Raw genomic sequence first — 570 nt, 5'->3', positions numbered from 1 at the left:
TCGCGCCGCCTTCGCCAGCCAAGAAGCTTTGAACCACTTCCAGCTTGAACTCCGTTTTGTACTTCTTCATGTAACCCCTTGAAGTTTGTCCAACTTCTGGGGGTCAGTTCAAAACCGGGGCGATTCACTCTCTTACGCGCCAAAGCAATTTGTTGATCCAGAGCATTTTTCTGTTCAAGGAGTTCTTTGTAGGTACTCATGCTTTTTCATTCTTGAAGAAGATCGTCTGGACAAGCATAGCGCGGAACGATATGCCTAACCTTCTGTGCCTTCTCAGTGCGCCTCACACCAGCCGCGCTTCGAAATACCCCTTCCCCTTCCCCTTCCCCTTCCCTGGTGCGGGAACTCCGCCTGCATGGCTGCCGCACTGACCTTTGACAAGTCGAGCGCTGTTGTCAATTGGCTTGCTTGCAAAGCGATGCACAGCAAACCATTTGTCACAGGTTTACAGCGTCAACCCCAGTAACATCCGCTGCCAATAAGAACAGTTTGCAACAAAGCTCTGCATCTGCAAGCCAGGGGAGTAAGGCCAACACGCATTGGTCGTAGACACTTTCTGCGCGCGCGATG

Annotated in this window: 1 pseudogene; it reads right to left on the bottom strand. The window is 51.8% G+C overall.

From position 1 onward, the window contains the following. A pseudogene (locus ACYZGB_RS22835) lies at positions 1 to 200 on the bottom strand (hypothetical protein); the annotation flags it as partial. Positions 201 to 570: the final 370 nt, after the last annotated feature.

This window comes from Acidovorax sp. Q11 (assembly GCF_054950075.1).
This window is presented reverse-complemented; position numbering and strand designations above follow the sequence as displayed.